This window comes from Sphingomonas sp. CCH21-G11, from assembly GCF_001555965.1.
Taxonomy (GTDB): Bacteria; Pseudomonadota; Alphaproteobacteria; order Sphingomonadales; family Sphingomonadaceae; genus Sphingomonas.
Window position 1 is genome coordinate 128245 of sequence record NZ_LSHX01000024.1, and the last position, 17355, is coordinate 145599.

Annotated in this window: 15 protein-coding genes; 3 read left to right on the forward strand and 12 right to left on the reverse strand. The window is 66.5% G+C overall.

Annotated elements, in window-relative coordinates:
* Window positions 1-56 precede the first annotated feature (56 nt).
* The gene (locus tag AX676_RS05660; protein ID WP_066480336.1) at window positions 57-1043 is read right to left on the reverse strand and encodes an NAD-dependent epimerase/dehydratase family protein; all 987 of its coding nucleotides are present in this window, start codon (window positions 1041-1043) and stop codon (window positions 57-59) included.
* Window positions 1040-2341 carry a UDP-glucose dehydrogenase family protein gene (locus AX676_RS05665; protein ID WP_066480335.1) on the reverse strand — a complete coding sequence of 434 codons (1302 nt, stop codon included), beginning with the start codon at window positions 2339-2341 and terminating at the stop codon, window positions 1040-1042. The genes AX676_RS05660 and AX676_RS05665 overlap by 4 nt, the downstream gene beginning before the upstream one ends.
* Before the next feature lie 254 nt (window positions 2342-2595).
* Here AX676_RS05665 and AX676_RS05670 point away from each other — a divergent pair, with 254 nt between their 5' ends.
* Complete coding sequence (locus AX676_RS05670) at window positions 2596-3069, forward strand: hypothetical protein (RefSeq protein WP_156437748.1); 474 nt, start codon at window positions 2596-2598, stop codon at window positions 3067-3069.
* 18 nt (window positions 3070-3087) lie between these two features.
* On the opposite strand, the gene AX676_RS05675 is transcribed toward AX676_RS05670, so the two are convergent.
* Window positions 3088-4242 carry a glycosyltransferase gene (locus tag AX676_RS05675; RefSeq protein ID WP_066480332.1) on the reverse strand — a complete coding sequence of 385 codons (1155 nt, stop codon included), beginning with the start codon at window positions 4240-4242 and terminating at the stop codon, window positions 3088-3090.
* 345 nt (window positions 4243-4587) lie between these two features.
* Between AX676_RS05675 and AX676_RS05680 the strand changes: the two genes are divergently transcribed.
* Window positions 4588-5982, forward strand: coding sequence for an O-antigen ligase family protein (locus AX676_RS05680; protein WP_082730921.1), 1395 nt, complete (start codon window positions 4588-4590; stop codon window positions 5980-5982).
* On the opposite strand, the gene AX676_RS17685 is transcribed toward AX676_RS05680, so the two are convergent.
* The 6 genes from AX676_RS17685 to AX676_RS05705 form a co-directional block, all read right to left on the reverse strand.
* A complete protein-coding gene (locus AX676_RS17685) occupies window positions 5888-6619 on the reverse strand; it encodes a hypothetical protein (RefSeq protein ID WP_082731329.1) in 732 nt (243 codons plus the stop codon). The two genes, AX676_RS05680 and AX676_RS17685, sit on opposite strands and share 95 nt — an antisense overlap.
* A 68-nt stretch (window positions 6620-6687) precedes the next feature.
* Window positions 6688-8835, reverse strand: a complete 2148-nt coding sequence (locus tag AX676_RS05685; protein WP_066480329.1) for a GumC family protein — start codon at window positions 8833-8835, stop codon at window positions 6688-6690.
* Window positions 8836-8876: 41 nt separating this feature from the next.
* Window positions 8877-10205 (reverse strand): outer membrane beta-barrel protein, encoded by a 1329-nt coding sequence (locus AX676_RS05690; RefSeq protein WP_066666985.1) that lies wholly within the window; start codon window positions 10203-10205, stop codon window positions 8877-8879.
* A gap of 52 nt (window positions 10206-10257) precedes the next feature.
* Entirely contained in the window at window positions 10258-10680 is a 423-nt protein-coding gene (locus tag AX676_RS18025; protein ID WP_066480327.1) for a hypothetical protein, read from the reverse strand.
* Window positions 10681-10770: 90 nt separating this feature from the next.
* The gene (locus AX676_RS05700; protein WP_231726019.1) at window positions 10771-11319 is read right to left on the reverse strand and encodes a polysaccharide biosynthesis/export family protein; all 549 of its coding nucleotides are present in this window, start codon (window positions 11317-11319) and stop codon (window positions 10771-10773) included.
* Between the two features lie 86 nt (window positions 11320-11405).
* A complete protein-coding gene (locus AX676_RS05705) occupies window positions 11406-11984 on the reverse strand; it encodes a transglutaminase-like cysteine peptidase (RefSeq protein ID WP_066480323.1) in 579 nt (192 codons plus the stop codon).
* A 314-nt stretch (window positions 11985-12298) separates the two neighbouring features.
* Here AX676_RS05705 and AX676_RS05710 point away from each other — a divergent pair, with 314 nt between their 5' ends.
* Window positions 12299-13429: a glycosyltransferase gene (locus tag AX676_RS05710; protein WP_066480320.1), complete on the forward strand. Its 1131-nt coding sequence runs from the start codon at window positions 12299-12301 to the stop codon at window positions 13427-13429.
* 37 nt (window positions 13430-13466) lie between these two features.
* On the opposite strand, the gene AX676_RS05715 is transcribed toward AX676_RS05710, so the two are convergent.
* Genes AX676_RS05715 through AX676_RS05725 form a run of 3 tightly spaced genes read right to left on the reverse strand, consistent with a single transcriptional unit; the run spans window position 13467 to window position 17355 of the window.
* Window positions 13467-15146, reverse strand: a complete 1680-nt coding sequence (locus AX676_RS05715; protein ID WP_066480319.1) for an FAD-dependent oxidoreductase — start codon at window positions 15144-15146, stop codon at window positions 13467-13469.
* A 24-nt stretch (window positions 15147-15170) separates the two neighbouring features.
* Window positions 15171-16010, reverse strand: coding sequence for an aldo/keto reductase (locus tag AX676_RS05720; RefSeq protein WP_066480317.1), 840 nt, complete (start codon window positions 16008-16010; stop codon window positions 15171-15173).
* 58 nt (window positions 16011-16068) lie between these two features.
* Complete coding sequence (locus tag AX676_RS05725; protein WP_066480315.1) at window positions 16069-17355, reverse strand: O-antigen ligase family protein; 1287 nt, start codon at window positions 17353-17355, stop codon at window positions 16069-16071.

The following is a 17355-nucleotide window of genomic DNA, read 5'->3' on the forward strand; positions in this document are numbered from 1 at the left end:
CGGAAGTTTATTCCGAGCAAGGTCATCATGCCCTGATGTGGGCGCGAATACCCCGCTCACACCCGATAATAATCGCGGTACCAGGCGACGAACCGCTCGATCCCCTCGCCCAGCATGACCCTGGGGCGATAGCCGGTCAGCGCGTTCAGCCGGCTGACATCGGCATAGGTGGCGGTCACGTCGCCCGCCTGCATCGGCCGCATCACCTTGATCGCTTCGCGTCCGAGCGCATGTTCGAGCGTCGCGATCATGTCCATCAGCCCGACGGGATGGCTGTCGCCGATGTTGAGCACGCGATGCCCGCCCGCGGCCGGCGGGCGATCGAGCGCACCGACGATCCCGTCGACGATATCGTCGACATAGGTGAAGTCGCGCGCCATCCGTCCTTCGCCGAACACCTCGATCGGCTCGCCCGCCAGAATGCGGCGCGTGAACGAGAAATAGGCCATGTCCGGCCGGCCCCACGGGCCATAAACGGTAAAGAAGCGCAGCCCCGTCTGGGGAAAACCGTAAAGCGCGGCATAGGCCTGGCTCATCAGTTCGCCCGCCCGCTTGGTCGCGGCGTAGAGCGATACCGGATCGACCGCCGCGTCCGTTTCGCTGAACCCGTGACCCTCGAGCGGGCGATCGCCATAGACCGAGCTGGACGACGCGTAGACCAGGTGGACGAAGCCCGGCGCATGCCGACACGCCTCGAGGATGGCGAGATGGCCGGCAAGGTTGGATCGTTGATAGGCGAACGGATTGTCGATGCTGTAGCGCACCCCCGCCTGCGCGGCGAGATGGACGACCCGGACGACGCCATGGTCGCCGACCAGAGCCGCGATCGCCTCCGCCTCGGCAATGTCGAGCCGATGAAACGCGAACCCCTCGCGCGCCGTCAGATTGGCCAACCGCGCCGCCTTCAGCGCCGGGTCGTAATAGTCGTTGAGGATATCGACGCCGATCACGCGCTCGCCGCGATCGAGCAGCCGGTGCGCGACCGCATGGCCGATGAATCCGGCCGCGCCCGTCACCAGGACGGGACCCGCCTGGTCGGTCACCGACCGACCGCGTGATAGGTGAAGCCCGCCTCCTCGACCATCGCGCGCGGATAGATGTTGCGCAGGTCGACCAGGATCGGCTGGCTCAGCAGCGACTTGACGCGGCTGAGGTCGAGCGCGCGGAAGGCATCCCATTCGGTCACGATCGCGAGCGCGTCGGCACCGTCGATGGCCTCATAGGCGTTGGCGCAATAGACGACGTCGTCCAGAACCGCGCGCGCCTGTTCCATCCCCTCGGGATCATAGGCGCGGATCGTCGCGCCCGCGTCCTGCAGCGTCTGGATCACCGCGATTGCCGGGCTGTCGCGCATGTCGTCGGTGTTGGGCTTGAACGTCAGCCCGAGAATGGCGACGGTCTTGCCCCGGACATCGCCGTTCATCGCGGCGATCACCTTGCGCCCCATCGCGCGCTTGCGGTTGTCGTTGACCATGACCACCGCCTCGACGATGCGCTGCGGGGCATCGTAATCCTGGCTGGTCTTGAGCAGCGCCAGCGTATCCTTGGGGAAGCAGGATCCGCCATAGCCTGGCCCGGCGTGGAGAAATTTGCCGCCGATGCGGTTGTCGAGCCCGATGCCGCGGGCGACCTCCTGAACGTCGGCGCCGACCTTTTCACACAGATCGGCGATTTCGTTGATGAAGGTGATCTTGGTCGCGAGAAACGCGTTGCCGGCATATTTGGTCAGCTCCGCACCGCGCCGCGACATTTCGATGATCGGCGCGCGGTTGAGGCTGAGCGGGCGGTAGATGTCGCGCATCACCTGCATCCCGCGTTCGTCATGCCCGCCAATGACGATGCGGTCGGGCCGCTTGAAATCGTCGATCGCCGCGCCTTCCCGCAGAAATTCGGGGTTGGACACGACCGCGAACTCGGCGTCGGGGTTGGCTTCGCGGATGATTCGTTCGACCTCATCCCCGGTGCCGACCGGCACGGTCGATTTGGTGACGATGACGGTGAAGCCGGTGATCGCGCGCGCGATTTCCGCCGCGGCGGCGTGGACATAGCTCAGGTCGGCATGACCGTCCCCGCGCCGTGACGGGGTGCCGACCGCGATGAACACTGCGTCCGCGCCGGCAACGCCTTCGGCGAGGTCGGTCGTGAAGTGCAGCCGGTCGCCGGCGACGTTGCTGGCGACGAGCGCGTCGAGCCCGGGTTCGTAGATCGGCATCCTGCCCTGATGCAGCGCGGCGATCTTGCTCTCGTCCTTGTCGACGCAAACGACGTCGTGACCGAAGTCCGAAAAGCAGGCCCCCGATACCAGCCCGACATAGCCGGTCCCGATCATTGCAATCCGCATTCTCAGAGCTCCCTTGTGCCGCGAAGTCCGCCCAGCTTTTGCTGCACAGCAGCAACGCGCCGCACCCCTGCGAAATATTGATCGCAATTACAACCCGGATCGTCCGACGCCGCGGGCATACTCGTCGGATGACAAGGCCGGTTGGTCGTGTCGGCCCGCCGATCGTCGCTGCCGACTGCGCTCGCCGCCGCGATGCTTCACCCTTTCTCAAGACTTGCCACCCTATGGCGAGGGCCGCTGTTGGAGTAATGAGCATGTTGACCAGCGCCGCCCAGAACGTCGCGCCGTCCGACGGCCGCCGCGCCGACGATCGCCAGCCCGTCGATCGTCCGTCGACGTTTCGCGATCAGCACGGCGCACCGCAGAATGTGATGGTCGAGGATCTTTCCAGGCTCGGGTGCAAGATTGCCGGCGAGTTCGCGGTCCAGCCGAACAGCCAGGTCACGATCGGATTGCCCGGCGTTGGTGTCGCACAGGCCAGGGTCGTACGGATCGTGCCCGGCGCAATCGGGGTCGAGTTTCTCCATCCCCTGTCGCCGACCGACCTCGACACTGCCTTCCGGCAGTCCCCCGTCCACGCGCTCCAGGCCCAGATCATGGTCGCCAATGCGGGCGACGTGCATGTTCACGAAGACCGTTGGCCCGGCGTCGCGCGGATCGGCGTCATTGCCGGTGGTTCGGTGCTGCTGTGGGGCGCGATCATCGCGACCGTCCGCGGGCTGTTCTGAACCCGACGACCCGGCCGATCAGTCGTTGATTCGCTGGCGGACCGAGGCGGCGGGTTCCCATACCGTATAGGTCTGGCGCATCAGCAGCGATTGCACGACCCCGCGCGCCACGCCGGCAAGGCTGGCGATGCTGCTCCACGCGAATTCCGCGATGCGGACACGCACCAGATTTCCGATCAGCAACACAAGCGCAAGGCCGATCAGCCCGGCCGCGACCGCCATCAGGCTGGTATAGATCGCCAGCGCCGCCGCGAAGCAGAGGACGGCACCCAGCAGGAAGAACGGCATCAGCCATTTGATCAGGCGGTGCGAAAGATAGCCGTACACCAGCACCGGATGCATTTGGCGGAGCGCCGGCCACAGCGCGCGGTGCACGTTCATCCCCTGGCACGCAATCCGTGCCTTGCGCCGATGTTCCTCGACCGACGCAGTCGCGCTGCGTTCGGTGATCGTCACCTGGGGCACGCGCGTCACGCGCTTGCCGTCGATGAGGACCTTGAGCGAGACAAAGAGGTCGTCGATCAGGTTGGGCGGGGGCAGGTGATAATTTTCCCGCCGGATGACGAACATCGCGCCGTCGACCCCGATCAGGCCATAGGCTTCGTCCTCCAGGCGCTTGATCCACTCCTCGAGCTGCCAGTAGCGCGCGCCGAGCGCGCTCGTCGCGGTCTCCCCTTCGTTGCTGTAGACCAGCCGCGCGGTGACGCAGCCGACCGTCGGGTCGCGGAGCGGCTCGACAAGGTCGATGAGCGCCGAAACGGGGGCACGGACATTGGCGTCGGTGAACATGACGAGTTCGCTGTCGCTCGCCGCCAGCAGTGCCCCCATCCCCGCTGTCTTGCCCGAACGCGTGGCGGACGCGATCAGGTTCACGCGATCGGCAAAAGGCGCGAGCAGCTCGACCGTGTCGTCGGTGCAGCCATCCGCATACACATGGATCGTCGCTGGGCCATAGGCCTCGGCCTGTTCGATCAGGCGCCGCACCTTTTCGACGACCACGTCCTGCTCGTTGTACACCGACATGCAGATGGCGACCGACGGCCGCGTGGCGGCCGGTTGTCGCGGCGCGGCACGCCGCGATCGAGGGCGGAGGACCAGGAGCGACAGCGGATAGGTCACGAAGGGGTGGAGCGCGAAGCCGAGCAGCACGACCCCGAGTGCGATCAAGCTCATCAAGGCCGGTTTCGCCTTTCGCTGATCGCGCGGGACGCCGTCGATCCGGCCGAAGCACGGACCGTTGCCGATACGACATTCCGGCCCGCCCTGCCGCCGCTCATCGTCATGCTACTCACTAACCTGATCAGGCGACAACGCCTTACCCCCAAGACGATCGATTTGCCATCGACCCTACCACAAATTTACGCACGCTTTGTCCGGATGGATGCATCGCTTTAGACCAAAACGGAGCTTTACCCGGACACCATCCCAAATCGAGAAGCAAGTGGCGACGTGTAGCGCGTGACTTGCCGCACGGCGCGGGCGATAGACGGATCATGCGCTCGATTCGGGACAGTTGAAATGCGACGTTCGCGCATGGTGCGTGCTCGCATTCCAACGCATGACCGCGGTGACGGTGCGAACAACGTGCGCCGGCCGGGTGCGGACGTGCTGACCGGCGCGGCGTTGATCGTCGCCCTGTTCCTCCAGCTCACGGCCCTCGGGGCCAATACCGAGATGCTCGGGCTCCAGGCGGCGACGGCCAACATGATCGTCGCGCTGGTTGCGCTGATCTGGCTCAAACCCCCGCCGGGCTGGTGGCAACCGGCATCGGCGGTCATCGTGCCGGCAATCGCCGCCTTCGCCTGGGCGGCGATCGCCAGCGTCGCCAACCAGGGTGTCGGCGGGCTGTCGCTCGGCGTCCGGCCGGCACTGGTCGGGCTGGTGCTGCTCGCGGGCGCGATGGGTGCCGCGACGACCGGGTTGATCGTGGGCGGATGCAGCCGCTCGCTCGACCCGCTCTGCCGCGCGTTCCTGGTTGTCGGCGCGGCGTGGATGGTGCTGTCGCTGGGGCTGCACCTGACGGAACCCGGACATGTTTGGGGCGTCGACAAAGGCCTGCAAGCCGGTCGATTTTCGGCAACGCTGCTCAATCCGAACGCCGCGGGAAGCGTGCTCGCCGCGATCGGCATCCTCGCCGCCGGTCGCCTGATCGCCAACATCCAGCATGCGGCCGAGCGATATTGGATCGACCCGCCCTTGCCGGCGCTGGCGTTCAACGGTGCCGCTTTGCTGCTCGCTGCGCTACTGACGGCGATGACGCAGTCGCGCGCCGCCGCAGCGATGCTGGCCGTCGGCGTCGCGATCCTGATCGTGCGCAAGCTCGGCGCGCGCACCCACCGTCTGCGCTGGCCGCTGATGGGCACCGTCGCAGCTCTTGTCGCCATCATGTTCGCGGCCCTGATCGTCACGGGACCATCGTTCGCGAAAATCGCGATGACCGGCGACGACCTGAGGCTCCGGGTCGAGGCGATCCGTCACTTCGGTGCCCTGACCGCCGGCTCGCCATGGTTCGGCTATGGCTATGGTGCGTTCGACGCGCTCAACGCCGCGCATCTCGACCCGGTCACCGCGCGCCTGTTCTGGAATTTCGGTGCCGCGCACTCATCGCCGATCAGCGCCGCGATTCAATATGGCTGGCCATTTGTCGGCTTGCTGACCGTCAGCATCGCGACCGCCGCGACCATGGTCACCCGCACGTGGCGGCACCGTCCGCCCGGCGGCGCCGCCGTCGGGATGCTGCTTGCCAGCGGCGGGATCATCGCATGTTCGCTGATCGACATTGCGCTCGACGTACCCGCGGTCGCGGCCCTGGCGGCAGCTATGGCCGGGCTGGCGATCGGCCAGTCGATGCGTCATCCCGCACCGCGAGCCCCGCGCCACCCCGTCCTGGTGCCCTCAGCGCCACGAGGATGAAGGGCGGCGTGCCCGCCAGCGCGGCCTGCGTCGCCATGCGCCGTTCATAGCCCAGTTCCTGATACCACAAAGCTTCGTCGACGAGCGCGGCGCGGCAGGGCTTCGACAGCATCGGCCATGCGTGCGCGCCGAACCACAGCCGCCATTCCGCCTGCGCGCGCAGGAATGGGGCGTGGCGATAGCTTTGGCAAAGGTCGGACACGGCTTCGCGCCGCCGGTCCGACAGCGCCGCAAAGTAGGCGGCCAGCACCCACAAATCGGCACGGCGAGGCGCGTCGCGCAACAAGATCCGGACCGAGGCGCGACCAGTCGCCAGCGCCTGCGCACGCGCCCGCGGCTCCCCCGCCTTTGCGGCGAGCGCCGCATACCCGGTCGCGCAAGCGAGCATGATCTCGGCCGGTTGTGCCCCCCCGCATCCCGCCAGCGCGGCGGCTGCCCGGCGGCGGTCGTCGGGCACCGCCGCCACCGCTGCCATGCCGCTGGCTTCGCGAAAGCGATCGAGCTCGACCTGCCGCATGACGGCGAAGGCCGCGACGCCCAGGCACAGGAGCAGGATGCCGATCATCGCATAGCGCAGGAAAATCGCAGCCCGAGACGCAGACATGGTCGCGGCACCCGCTTCGTCGGGCACGCTCAATGGCGACGCTCCCCTCACCGATGCGTCTCCCCCGGTCGCATCACGACGGCGCGCGCCGCGCCCTCGCATCAGTCATCGCGATATTCGCGATACCGGTGGTAGTAATAGGATGGATCGCGCTTGCCCAGCCGGCGGCGCCCGACCGACGCCATCGACAGCACCGCGCCCATCACGTCGCTCCCGTCCTGACGCAGCAGGCCCAATGCCGCGCGGGCGGCGTGAACGGCGGTCTGCTCCGCCTTGATCACGAAGATCGAGGTGTCGGCGAGCGCGGCGACGATCCGCGAATCCGCGACCGCCAACGTGGGCGCATTATCCAGGATGACGAAGCGGTATCGCGTGCGGAGCTCGTCGATCAACTTGCGCATCGCGGCACCGCTGAACAGATCCACCGTCCCCGAAGGCGCGGTGCGCATCGGCAGGATGTGCATGCCGGTACGGTCGTCCTGAATGATCTCGTCGGCGGCGCGCGCTTCGCCGCGCAACACTGCGCCGACCCCGCCATGGCCACCCTCGACGCCGATGCCCTTCAGCCCGCCGCGCCGTTCGTCGCAATCGACCAGGATGACGCTGTCCCCGCTGATCGCCATGATGCGGCCGAGCCCGACCGACGTCGTGGTCTTGCCCTCGCCGGGCAGCGACGACAGCACCGCGATGACGCGCGGCTCGCGCGCGTCGAGCATCAGCGAGTTGCGGATCGCGCGCATCGCTTCGGCAAAGCTCGACATCGGATTGTCGACCACATAGCCGACCGCGTCGGGGGCCCCGCGCAAGGCGCGCCGGTTCAGATAGGGCACCGAGGTGATGAACGGGATGCGCAGATGATATTCGATATCGTCCGCCGTGCGAATCACCGACGTCATGAACTCGACGACAAGCGCCGCCGCCAGGCCGAGGATGATCCCCATGATCGCACCCAGGACCGCGAACAACGGCTTGTTCGGTACGCTGGGTTCCAGGGGCGGAACGGCCTGTTCGATGATGACGGCGGAGGATTCGCGATTTCGCTGCTCTTCGCCGGTGCGCTGCGCGGTCAGCGACAGCTGTTCATACAGTGCCTGCTTCGCCTTTGCCTCGCGCTCCAGCGACTCCGCGGTCACGCTCGCGCGATTGTCCGCCGCCTGCTGGCCGCGCAGTTGGGCAAGCTGGTTGCGCAGGCTCGCCGCGCTCGCCTCGGCCGAACGCGCTGTCGATTCGAGTCCGGCGACGATGCGACGCGCTTCCTCGCGCAGCGACTGGTCGATCGAGGTCAATTGCTGGGTTACCCGGATCGATTCCGGATGGCGATCGCCGTAGCGGGCGTCGATCTCGGCCTTTTCGCGCAATGCCTCGGCGCGTTGACGCTGGAGGTCGGCGATGACGTTCGAACTGAGCACGCTCGACACCGCGCCGATCGCGCCGCGATCCGTCTGTTCGCGCGCGGCCGCAAGATTGGCACGCGCCGCCGCCGCCTGCGCTTCGGCCTGCGCGAGCTGAGTCGACAAGGGCGCGATCTGCTGATCGGTGACCGTGCCGGCCAACCCGCCCTCGACTATGCCGGAGCGGCCACGATAGCTGGCGATCTGGGCTTCGAGCTGACGGAGCTCGCTCGCCAGCGTGTTGAGCCGATCGTCCAGGAAACGCGATTGCTGTGCGGCCGCCCCGGTCCGCCGGCGCACGCTGGTGTCGATATACTGCTGCATCAGCTCGTTGGTGACCGCCGCCGCCAGTTCCGGGTCGGACAGCCGGGTGGTCACGTTGACGATGTAGTTCGTGTCCTCGCGCGACACGTCGACGCGGTTGCGCAGGCTGGTGATCGCTTCCTCGACGACGGCTTCGGGTCCGCGCGCATAGGTGGCGCGATCGACGAAATCCTCGTTGTTGGCCAGGTTGAGGTTGCGCACCACCTGCTCGGCGACGCCGCGCGAGCGAATGATCTGGACTTCGGTGTCCAGCCGCGACTGGTCGGCCTGGGGCGAATTGCTGCGCTGTTCGTTCTCGCCGGTGATCAACCGCTCGGTCGGGTCGATCCGCATCCGCCCGGTGGCGTCGAACTGCGGCGTGACGAAGAAGGTTCCGGCAATCGCGGCCGCCAGCACGACGACGGTGATCCCGGCGATCAGCAGCCAGCGGCGGACCAGAATGTCGAAAAGCTGCCGAATTCCCAGGCTTGCGCCATCCGTTCCCGAATCCACCATTTCACCCGATTCGGCAAATGTCGCATCGATTCGATTCATACGTCCTTCATCCCTCAATACGCCGGGGGGCCTGCTGCCGATCAATAATGCACCGTGGCCGAAACAACGCCGCGATACTCGTTAAACCGCTGTCCGATCGCCGTGCCGGTGCTGTCGCGGTCGAGATAGGACACGCTTGCGCCCAGGCTGAGCTTGCGGTTGACGAGATAGCGCCCGCCCGCGCTCGCCTCGAGCAGATTGTCGGTGCGGTCGAGCGCGACGAAATCGTTGATCTGGTAATTCACCTGCCCGAACAGCAGGGCGTTGCGCAGCAGCTCATGGTCCGCGCGCAGCCGGAAGGTGTTGGCAAAGAAGCCGCTGGATTGCGCCACGATCGAATCCTGCACCGTCCGATTGGCCACGGCGGTGATCGTGGTGAGCGGGGACAGGAAATATTCCAGCCGGACGTCATAGGCGAAGCCGGAGAAATCCCTGAACCGCGGGGAATCGAACGACCGCTCGATATAGCCGAAGCCGACCGTCGCGCGCACCAGCGCCGCCAGGTCGAACGTGGTCCCCGCCAGCACTTCGAAACTGTCGCCGTCACGATTGTCGGCAAAGCCGATGATCGGCCGCTGATACGACGTCGTGCCATAGGAGGCCTGGACGAAGGCGGCTGCATCGGGATTGAAGGCGTATTCGACGCGACCGCTGCCACGATAGACATTCCGGTCCCGGAAGTCCTGATCGATGATCGTGTTGCGCGCGCCCTCGACATCCTTGAAGTCGAAACTGGTCGCGTCCGCCGCGACAGTGAACCGGAACCGGTTCGCCTGATACACGCCGCGGGCAAGCGCGGTGGCGGTCACATATTCGATCGGTCGTACCGAGTCGGCGGGGAAGGTACCCGAAAACTGCGCCTCATATCCGCGGCGGACCCGGAACGAGGTGACGGCGTTGCTGTCCCCCCCCAGATCGTAACGCGCATCGGCGTTCAGGAAGAGATTTTCCTCATCCCGTGCCGACCGCTCGGTAAAGAAACGAAAGGCACCGCCCGCGTTGACCGTGATCGCGTGGCGGTTCCAGTTGCTTTCGACGCGCACGGTCGGGTCGATCGCGAAGAACACGCTGCTCTGCCGATCGACGGTCGCCCCGTCGATATTGTCGGACACCCCGATGCCCGTGGTCAGCGACGGATAGAGGGTCAGCGTACTGACCGGCAGGCCGATCGGCTGATATTCGGGGCGTGCCCGATCGAGCACGCCCTCGTTGCGGCCGCGATTGACCTGAAAGGGGATGTTCGTGCCCAGGAACGGACCGAAAATCTCGTTCTCCGTTCGCGCCTGCGACTGGGCAAGCGCGCTGTTCCCCGACACGATGGCGACGAGCGCCGCGCCGGCCGACAGCAGATATTTGGTGTTCGCGCTCACGGCTTCCTCATAAATTCTGGGACAGAGCATCGACGGACGCACGCGCCGCCACTCAATCGCGATAATCGCTGCCGCCGCCAACGCTGAACGACGGAATGGGCGCGAGCCCCGACGAACCGGTTGCCGTCGCCCCGGTCCCCACGCTGCACCCGCGAAGAACCGAGTAGAGATCACGCAGCGCCGCACTGGCCGCAGGCACCTGGACGCGGCCGCGCGCGTCGAGCAACGCCCCCAGGACGAGGTCGCACTGGTCGCGCCGCGCATCGACCACCTGCGCAAAGCGCGCCTCGAACACGCGCGCAGGCGTGTCGACCGGCAGCGACCGCGCAAGCACCAGGATTTCCTCGACCAGTTCCTGCCTTGCGTCGCCGGCGGCCTGCTCGCCCGCCTGCACGGGCAGCGCGGCGAAGGTCAGGAAAGCGGCTGCGACGCCCGCAGACCGTAAGCCGAATCGTGAAGTGCGTGCGCTGAACATCCCAAGCCCCCTGTGTTGATCGCCCGCAGGCGGGCGCCGTCGTTCACTTCCTGCACGCCGGGACCACCGCGAAGCGGCGGCGGTCCGTTACTAGAAATAGCGTTCGCCCACCCGGATCGTGTCGCCCGGGCCGACCATCAGCGTCGAGGTCAGCGGAACCACCTCTTCATTGTCCTGGCCCGCGCGCTTGATGAACACCCGCTTGCGATCGGCGCGATAGGTGAAGCCCTGCGCCGTGGCGATGGCCTGAAGCACCGTGATGCGGTCCGTAAACGGATATTCGCCCGCCCGATTGACTTCGCCCAGGATGTAGAAGGGCCGGTAAGTGAGCACTTCGACCGACACATTCGGATCGCGCAGATACCCCTCGCTCAGCCGCGCCTCGATCGTCTTGTCGAGATCGGCGACCGACACGCCACGCGCATTGACGACGCCGATCAGCGGCAACGCGAGCGTCCCGGCCTGATCGACGACGAACTCGCCGCTCAGCGTCGGTTCGTTGAATACGGTGATCCGCACCTTGTCCGCCGGCCGCAGGACATATTCGGACGGACGCACCTCGGGCTGCGCGGCGACGTCCGCGCTACCGGGGGCGTATGCCTGCTGCGCTGCACAACCCGTGAGTGCAAGCGCGAACACGGCAATCCATCTCAATACACTCACAGCATGATCCCGGAACTCGTGAAACCGGGCAGGCTATGCTGCAGAACGCAAATTTGTGCAAGTCAGGCGCGTCGGGGCTGTGTCACGATGAACCAAGTCAGCGGATCATTCAGCGATTGTCGTGCGAGCCAGACATAGCCGGTTTTCGACCACAGACGGACCCAGTCGCTGCGGTTGTCGAGCACCATGTCGCCCTTGTGCGTGCGCACAACGAGGACGGCGTGAAGACCGACGCTGGGGATGTAGGCGGTCGCAAAGAACATCTGGTCGGCGCGCACCCCTGCACGCAGCAGCTGGTTGCGCTTGTCGATCGCAAAATCCTCGCAATCGCCGATCCCGCCGCCCTCGTTCAGCGCCGACTGCCACCGCTCGCCGACGTCCGCTCGCGCCACGACGCGTCGATTGACCTGGCGATTGATCCGGCGCACCAGCCGCATCTGATCCGCATCGATGGGGGCGGATCCAGTGTCTGCGGACAGCGCCGTACGGCAGCGCGCCGGCGCACGCGCGCACATTTCGGCATAGCCCGTCGGCGCGGCGACCGCGTCGCCGCTCGCCATGTAACCGCGTTCTGCGGCATGTGCGACGCTGCCCGCAAACACTGCTGCCAGCGCCGTCGCCACTCGGATCGTCACGCGCATACCAGTCTCCACCGCAAGGGTGATGACGGGCTAACAGTGCGAATTTAGCGTCGAGTTGGAGGATGTGGTTAAGGCGCAATCAAGCTTCGATGTCGCGCCCGAGCCATTTTCCGGAAACTTGACAGGAACTTGGACAAGACGGGGGGCGAGTGTGTCGGACAAAATGCGGGGTCGTGCCAGATGACCGACGTTTTTGCTCGCAGGTGCAGCAATAAATCCCTATCCTCGTTGGCGGTGCGCACGCCTGCGTGGATCTCGATGGCGGCCGTGCAGCCGCTGACGAAAATTTGGACAATGTTCGACGGGGTTCGGGAATGACGGTTTTTGCGCTGACTGCCTTCGCCGCGCTGTTGCTGTTCCTCTATCCCTACATTTTCTACCCGCTGACCCTCTATCTCTTCGCGGAGCGGCCGGTGCGGCGCATGGACTCGACCCAGCCGCTCTCGGCGACCCTGGTGTTCGCAGCGTATAACGAGGAGCGCGCGCTTCCCGCGAAAATCGCCAATCTGCGTGAGATCAAGCAGCGCCACCCCCAGATCGAGATCATCGCCTATTGCGACCTGAGCACCGACCGCACGCGCGAGCTCATCGAGGAAGCGAGCGACATCATCTCGCTGATCGCGGCGGAAAAGCGGACTGGAAAGGCGGTCGGCATGGCGCGGATGGCCGCCGTCGCGCGCGGCGACATCTGCATCTTCACCGATGCGAACGTGATCCTCGAGCCCGATGCGATCCCGGCGCTGGCGACCTATTTCGCCGATCCCGAAGTCGGCGGCGTCGCCGGCACGCTCCATTACACCAACGAGGATGCCAGCGCGACGGCAAGGGTCGGCGGCCTCTACTGGCGGCTGGAAGAGTGGCTGAAGCGGCTCGAATCCCGCTGCGGATCGCTGATGGGCGCGGACGGATCGATCTTCGCGACCCGTCGCAACCTGTATCCCGAAGTGCCGCCCCACCTGTTGGACGACATGACGGTGTCGATGGCAGTGCCGTTGAACGGCAAGCGGCTGGTGCAGGCCGCGGATGTCATCGCCTATGAGCGGAACGCGACGTCGTCGTCGGACGAATTCCGCCGCAAGCGCCGGATCGCCTGCCGCGCCTTCAACACCCACCGCTATTTGTGGCCGATGATCAGCGCGCGGTTCGGCGTTGCCGACGTCTACAAATATGTCGCGCACAAGCTGTTGCGCTGGTTCGGCCTGTTGTGGCTGACGATCTTCGTTACGTTCGGCGGCCTGGCGCTGGCGCTGGCGGGCCAATGGGCGCTGATCGGCCTGTTTGCGCTGCTGGGCGGGATCGCCATCGCGCTCGGCGAAGTGAAGCTGCAGCCGTTCGTCACGCTGACCGAAGTGCTGAAGTCGATCGTCGCGACCTTTTACGGGATCGTCGATTCTCTGCGCGGCCTGACGTACCAGACCTGGGCGCCGGCCAAGTCGCGGGACTGACCGGCGACCATTTGCACGGGTGCCGTCCGGCCGGCCGCTAGCGCGGCTGCGCCTTGAGATGATCGGCGAGGCGCAGCGCCAGTGCGATCAGGGTCAGTGTCGGGTTCGCGAAGCCCGACGTGCTGAACGCCGCCGCCCCGGCGATGTAGACTCCGCGCGTCTCGAACAGCTCGCAATTCGCGTCGCACACGCCCGTTTGCGGCGTTTCCGCCATGCGTGCGGTGCCGATGTGATGGCCGCCGATGGGCACCAGTCGCGCCGCCGCCGCCGCATAGTCGCGATCGGAGAAGTTGAGCCTGGCGGTATGGCTGTCCGCGAACGCGGCGGCCATTACCCTCAGCCCCGCCGCGAGCCGGCGATGGTCGCCCTCGGTCGTGCGCCAGTCGATCCGGATGCGGCGCATCCCGTTGTCGTCGCGCGCATCGCCGAGCGTGATCCGGCTGTCGGGATTCGGCTCCTGCTCCGCGTTGAGGTCGACCGGATAGACTTCGCGCGGATCGCGCAGAACCACCGACGGCAGCTTGCGTTTCGACAGGATGCGCTTGCGCGTCCACATCTGGGAAAACATCATCAGCTTGGGCGCACCGAGCACCATGTTGCGCGCGTGCGCGGCCCAGAAGCCGAGGCGTGAGCCGCTGAGCCCCATCGCTTCCTGATATTCGAGCGCAGTCAGCTTTCGCGCATATTCGGGGACGATGTAGTTCTTGACCAGATACATCGCCGACAGGACCGGATGGCGATGCCCCGGATCGACGATGTTGGGATGCGCAGGCCGCAACACGATACCGGCGAGCTGGTGCTGCCGCTGCGCATCGGGGGACAGCCAGATGTAGCGACGGCAGTAGATGCCCTCGGGCGACTGCTGATAGTCCAGCCGGACCGAGCGGGTGGGCTTGGTAAAGGCGATCGTACCGAACTCGCCCTCGATATGACCCTGATAGAAGCGGCCGACCAGATCGTGTTCATTGCCGAGCCCCTTTGGCCGGTCCTGATCCGAAGCAAGCAGCAGGCGCGGAATTTCCAGGCCGCCCGTCGCCAGGATGACGCACGGTGCCATGACGTCGATCCGACGGTCCCCGCCGGCATGGACGCGCACGCCCGCCGCGGTCGCGCCGACATCGCGGGTCAGGATCCGTTCGACCGGCGCGTGCAGGAACAGCCGGATATGCGGGTCGCGTTCCAGCATCGCGCGATATTCGACGCCGAAATGCGTCGGGTGGCTGAACCGCTCGATTCGATCGAGTACGACATCGGGCGAGTCGACCCCGCCGACCATTGGTGCAGGTTCGCCCGGCAACGCCGCGCCGGCATCGAAGATTGCCGGGCCCGAATGCGTGTATTCGGTCGCGCGCGGATAATATTTCGCGACATCGTCATAGCCTATCGGCCATTTGGCATAGGGCATCCACGGCCGCGTCTCGAAATCGATCGGATCGAACGGGATGCACCGCCCGCCCCACACCGAAGTCGAGCCGCCCAGCACGCGCCGCCGGAACATGTGCACCGGCCCATGCGTGTCCGGCGCGATCGCTTCGGCATGATAGAAGGCCTGGCTCAGCGGATCGAACTTGTCGCCGCCCGCTTCCAGAACGATGACGTCGCGTCCGGCCCTGGCGAGTTCAAGCGCGAGAACGATGCCCGCCGCCCCCGCGCCGACGATGGCGACGTCGCATTCGATGCTGTCGGGCAGCCCGGCGCTACGAATATCGGTAATCAAGACGTGTCGCCTCCCGGATGTGATTCAGGCGAGCGCGGCGATCGCCGCCAGATGCTTTGGTGATGTCGTGCCGACCAGCGCCGTCGTGACGAGCGGCTCGGCGATGGCATGGCGCACCGCATCGAGCGGCGCGACGTCGGGCTGAAGCCGGATCACCTCGCGCGCCATCACCTGTATCCCCCGATCGCGGATCGCGGCGCCTTCGGCCGTGTCGCGGATGGCGGCCACGACATCCCATGGCAGCTGAAGCAGCGACAGGCCCGGCAGGGTCAATGCGGCCCGCAGGCATGCGATATCGTCGCACGACACGCCGAAATGCGCGACCTTGCCCTCCGCCTTGAGCGCGGCGAGCGCCGATCCGAGCGCCGCGTCGCCCGCGACCGATGCCGGCGGACTGTGCAGCAAGAACCCGTCGACCTGTTCGATGCCCAAGCGGCGCAGCGAGCCGTGCAGGCTCTCGCGGATCGCCGCGGGGCTCCAGTCCATGCGCAATTCGCCCTCGCGTCGCGCGGTCACCGCGCCGGTGCCGGCGGTCGCTCCGGTCGACCCGCGCCGCATCGCCAGAAGCGGACGCAGCACCGGCTTCAACGGGCGGAGCAATTTCATGCGCGGCGAGAAGCCCCGCCCTGCCTTGGTCACGACGAACGCGCGCGCGCGGCGTCCGCGGATCGCCTTGCCGATCTGCTGCTCGCTGTCACCCTGGCCATAGATGTTCGACGTGTCGAGCACCGTCACGCCAAGCTCGAGCGCATGGGCGATCAGCGCACGGCTTTCAGCCAGGGTCTGCGGATTGTTGAACGATCCGACCCGCGCGCAACCCAGCCCGATCTGCGACGGTGTCCGGATATCGCGTTCGACGGGCATGATCGGGCTCCTGGTCACCGCGTTCCTATTGCGCTGCAGCAAGAGCGAGCGCAAGCCTCTATCCGCCGTGGTTGGCCGCGGGTCTTGCACGCGTGCTCGCGCTCGCGGCACCGCGCGGCGCGCGCCGTGCCGGTGCGACCGATGCCCATGCGCGCGCGACGACGAACATCATCACCAGCGGCATGACGAGGCCCGTCGCCAGCGCGAGATTTTCGGAGAAGCCGATCACCGCATAGCTCCACAGAAAGCTCGCCCCCGCCGAGGTGCCGAGATCGCGCGTGCGCGCCGCTTCGATGGTCAGGCGCACGGCCCCCCCGATGACGAGCAGCACATAGAAGACGAAGCCGATGATGCCGATTTCGGCCAGCACCGCCAGATACGCCTGATGCGCCGAGGTTGCCGCAGTGATGTAGCGTTCGTGCTGGCGATAGCCGATGCCGAGCAGCGGATCGTTGGCGAACAGCGCCCACGCCTCGCTCCACGCGAGCGCGCGGCCGGTCGCCCCGGATCCGATGCCGCGGCGCGGATCGTTGAGCTTGAGGAGGATATCCGCGAACTGGTCCGCGACCAGCGGGACGAGCAGTACCAGCCCGACCATGGCAACCAGATACCATCCGCGCCGGCGCTCGGGCGCGCGTGCAAAGGCGATCAGGACCATCACCCCGACAGCGACGATGCTGGCGACCATCGCGCCGCGCGCCGACGCGAGCACCATCGTCAGCACCGCCACGGCGATAATCGCGACGCGCAGCCACATCTGGCGCACCGCCGCGCTGCACGCCACCGCGATGATCGCCACCATGCCCCAATAGGTCGGCCCCGCCCGCGACGCGAGCCGGCCCCAGCTATATTCATTGAACGCGACCGCCATGACGAGGCACGCCGCGCAGCTGAGCGCGACGGTCGCCATGAAGCTGTTGAAGCCGATAGTGCGGCCATGCGGGAGCGCGGCGAAGAGTGCGCCCGCCAGCAGCGTGAGCATCAGGATCAGCGCATAGGCGATGGCGCGCGGGTCGGGGTTGGCCAGCAGGCTTGCGATCACCGCGGCCGCCAGCCCGAAGGCGAGCAGGGCGAATGGCGCGAGACGCCGGGCCTCAAGCTGTCGACGGGCCATGAACGCCGCCAGTGCCGGCGGGACGATCAGCAGCAGGTTGATCGCGAAATGAAGGACGGACACCAGCACCGGCACTTCATGCGTCGACGCTTCCGAACCCGGATTTACCGCGACGAACGACGGCCGGAACAGAAGATCGACGAGAACGAAGAGGCCGAGCAGCAGGCCGAGGGCTATGCCGGCCCCGCGCGCGACGCTTTGCCGCGGATCGATGGCGACACGGCGGCGCAC